We start from the raw sequence: 3345 nt of genomic DNA on the forward strand, positions 1-3345 counted from the left end.
TCGAACTGGTGACCTACTGATTACAAGTCAGTTGCTCTACCTACTGAGCTAAGTCGGCATCAAGTAGCGCGCATTCTAGGGAGACCTGCGAGTTCATGCAACTAAAAAATTGCAGAAAATGTTCTATTGCTCACATTTTGTGCTCAAACGAGAAAAAATGGTGTAATTTCAAACAGAGCAGGACAAAAATACGCCAATCATCCTCACGGACAGGGTTGCCGAGGAGGACAAAAAGTAGAGTGATGTCGCTAAAGCAGCATCGATACACCATCACCTGACCACCCGATTCAATGAATAACCCACGGGTCTCTGCTGAGAACTTTATATCCCCTTACCAAACCATTCATCTCTGTGATGCTACCTTTAGAAAGCATCATTCAATGAGTTTTTTTCTTATTATTCCTCGCAATCTGGTGTTACCCTCCTGCCCATTGTCCTGATTAACTAGTGTGAAGCACCCCGCCTTCATGTAATTCGGCGGTTGCAAGAGCATGCTTATGAGCCTAAAAGAGCAAACGTTAATGACACCGTATCTACAATTTAACCGCGACCAATGGGCTGCGCTTCGTGATTCCGTTCCGATGACGCTAACAGAAGAAGAAATCACGCGGTTAAAAGGCATCAACGAAGATCTTTCCCTGGAAGAAGTAGCGGAAATTTATTTGCCGCTGTCGCGTTTACTCAATTTCTATATCAGCTCTAATCTGCGCCGCCAGGCTGTACTGGAACAATTCCTTGGCACCAACGGCCAACGTATTCCTTACATCATTAGCATTGCGGGTAGCGTGGCGGTCGGGAAGAGCACTACCGCGCGCGTGCTGCAAGCATTGCTGAGCCGCTGGCCTGAACATCGACATGTAGAATTAATTACGACAGATGGTTTTCTGCACCCTAACGCGGTATTGAAAGAACGCGGCCTGATGAAGAAGAAGGGCTTCCCGCAGTCTTATGACATGCATCGCCTGGTTAAATTCGTCTCAGACCTGAAATCAGGCGTTCCTGACGCTACAGCGCCGGTCTATTCACATCTGATTTACGACGTCATTCCTGATGGGGATAAAACCGTCACGCAGCCTGATATATTAATTCTTGAGGGATTAAATGTTCTGCAGAGCGGCATGGATTATCCACACGATCCGCATCATGTATTTGTTTCGGACTTCGTTGATTTTTCAATTTACGTCGATGCGCCTGAAGAACTGCTAAAAAACTGGTATATCAATCGTTTTCTGAAATTCCGCGAAGGTGCGTTTACCGACCCGGACTCCTATTTTCATAGCTATGCACAGCTGTCTAAAGATGAAGCAATTGATATTGCCACATCGCTGTGGAATGAGATTAATCTTTTGAATTTAAAAGAGAACATTCTACCAACCCGTGAGCGAGCCAGCCTTATAATGACCAAAAGCGCAAACCACTCTGTGAATCAGGTGCGTTTAAGAAAATAAAAAAGGGAGCGTTAGCTCCCCTTTTTTTATTCAGCGCTGCGCAATGATATCTCACCGCCAATCCAGGGTTTTACCACCCCGTCCTGCTCCAGTAATAATGCGCCTTGAGCATCAATACCTCGCGAAATACCAAAGATCTCTTTATCGCCAATAATAAGTTTAACCGGTCGATTAATAAAGTTATCGAGCTTTTCCCAGCGGGTGAGATAGGGTGCCAGACCTTCATTCTCAAAAAGTTTAAACCCCGCCCGCAGCTCTTTAATCAGACAAGCCGCTAACGTATTACGATCGATAGAGATCCCTGCCTCCTGGAGGCTGATCCAACCCTGATTGACAACATCAGACTCCACCCGGCGCATCATGAGGTTGATCCCCGCGCCGCTGACTATCTGCGCAGCATCGCCGGTTTTCCCCGTGAGTTCCACCAGGATCCCGGACAGCTTCCGATCCTGTAAATAGAGATCGTTTGGCCATTTCACCCGAACTTTATCCGCCCCCAGGCTTTGCAGCACCTCGGCAATGACGATCCCAATGACCAGACTCAAACCTATAGCCGCAGCAGGGCCCTGCTCCAGTCGCCAGTACATTGAAAGGTAAAGGTTAGAACCAAACGGCGAGAACCACTTGCGCCCGCGGCGGCCGCGACCGGCCTGCTGATACTCAGCCACGCAGGCATCACCCGATTGCAGTTCGCTAAGTCTGTCCAGAAGATACTGGTTCGTGGAATCAATCACCGGTAGTACGGTTACCCGGCCATGCTCAATCTGCCTGGCGATCTGCTCTTCATCCAGCAGCTGGATAGGCTCAGGGAGACTGTAACCTTTACCCGGAACGGTAAATACGTCGACTCCCCAATCGCGTAACGTTTGAATATGCTTGTTGATTGCTGCCCGACTCATCCCTAAACGCTCGCCAAGCTGTTCACCTGAGTGAAATTCAGCGTCGGCCAGGATGGATATTAGCGTCAAAGGAACGGTGTAGTCTTTCATGCGATGGTCTCCTCGGCATTAACTTCACCCGTTTCGCCGATAAAGCGCACCTCCGGCTGTAACCAGATATTAAACTTCTCACCAACCTGCTGGCGTACGTAATGAGCCAGCTCAACCACGTCTTCACTAGTTGCCTGATGCTGATTGATCAATACCAGCGCCTGCTGGCTATGCACCGCTGCGCCACCCATCACTTTACCTTTAAGCTGGCATTGATCGATAAGCCAGCCGGCGGCAAGTTTTATACTGCCATCCGGCTGTGGATAGTGAGGGATGCCCGGATAGGTCGCCAGCAGCGCTTGCGCCTTATCCGCGCTAACGACCGGGTTCTTAAAGAAGCTCCCCGCATTTCCATTCACTTTTGGATCGGGGAGTTTGGCCATGCGCATATGACAGACGGCGTCAAATACCTGCTGCGGGGTAACGGTTTGCGGATCAAGCCGGGTTAAATCACCGTAGGTCAAAACGGGTTGCCAGGCTTTTGGCAACGTCAAACCAACCGCCACAATGGCGTAGCGGTCCTGATATTCATGTTTAAAAATACTGTCCCGGTAGCCAAAGCAACATTCAGCAGCGGAAAGACGCTGTTTCACACCCGTGGCCAACTCAATGCAGTCGACGTACCGGCAAACCTTCTGTAATTCAACGCCGTAAGCACCAATATTTTGAATCGGCGAGGATCCGGCGCAGCCAGGAATCAAAGCAAGATTTTCCAGGCCCGGCATTCCATTATTTAGCGCAAACTGGACCAGCTGATGCCAGTTTTCTCCTGCACCAACATGCAAATGCCACGCGTCAGGTGTTTCACTCACTTCTATCCCCATAATACGGTTGATAATGACCGTACCGGAATAATCCTTCAGGAACAGAACATTGCTTCCTTCACCAAGGATCAGGGTTGGCTGGCG

The 3345-nt window shown here is 49.3% G+C and carries 3 protein-coding genes; 1 reads left to right on the top strand and 2 read right to left on the bottom strand.

Features of this window, described 5'->3' with window-relative positions:
• The first annotated feature begins 497 nt into the window (after positions 1 to 497).
• Positions 498 to 1448 carry a type I pantothenate kinase gene (coaA, locus tag HMPREF1144_RS01910; RefSeq protein WP_014227490.1) on the top strand — a complete coding sequence of 317 codons (951 nt, stop codon included), beginning with the start codon at positions 498 to 500 and terminating at the stop codon, positions 1446 to 1448.
• Between the two features lie 26 nt (positions 1449 to 1474).
• On the opposite strand, the gene birA is transcribed toward coaA, so the two are convergent.
• Together birA and murB are read right to left on the bottom strand one after the other, a co-directional pair.
• Positions 1475 to 2437 carry a bifunctional biotin--[acetyl-CoA-carboxylase] ligase/biotin operon repressor BirA gene (birA, locus tag HMPREF1144_RS01915; RefSeq protein ID WP_004097632.1) on the bottom strand — a complete coding sequence of 321 codons (963 nt, stop codon included), beginning with the start codon at positions 2435 to 2437 and terminating at the stop codon, positions 1475 to 1477.
• Positions 2434 to 3345, bottom strand: a 912-nt coding sequence (murB, locus tag HMPREF1144_RS01920; protein ID WP_009651695.1) for a UDP-N-acetylmuramate dehydrogenase, incomplete at its 5' end; no start/stop codon positions are given. The genes birA and murB, both read right to left, overlap by 4 nt.

It is taken from the genome of Klebsiella sp. OBRC7, from assembly GCF_000293135.1.
GTDB classification, from domain to species: Bacteria; Pseudomonadota; Gammaproteobacteria; order Enterobacterales; family Enterobacteriaceae; genus Klebsiella; species Klebsiella michiganensis.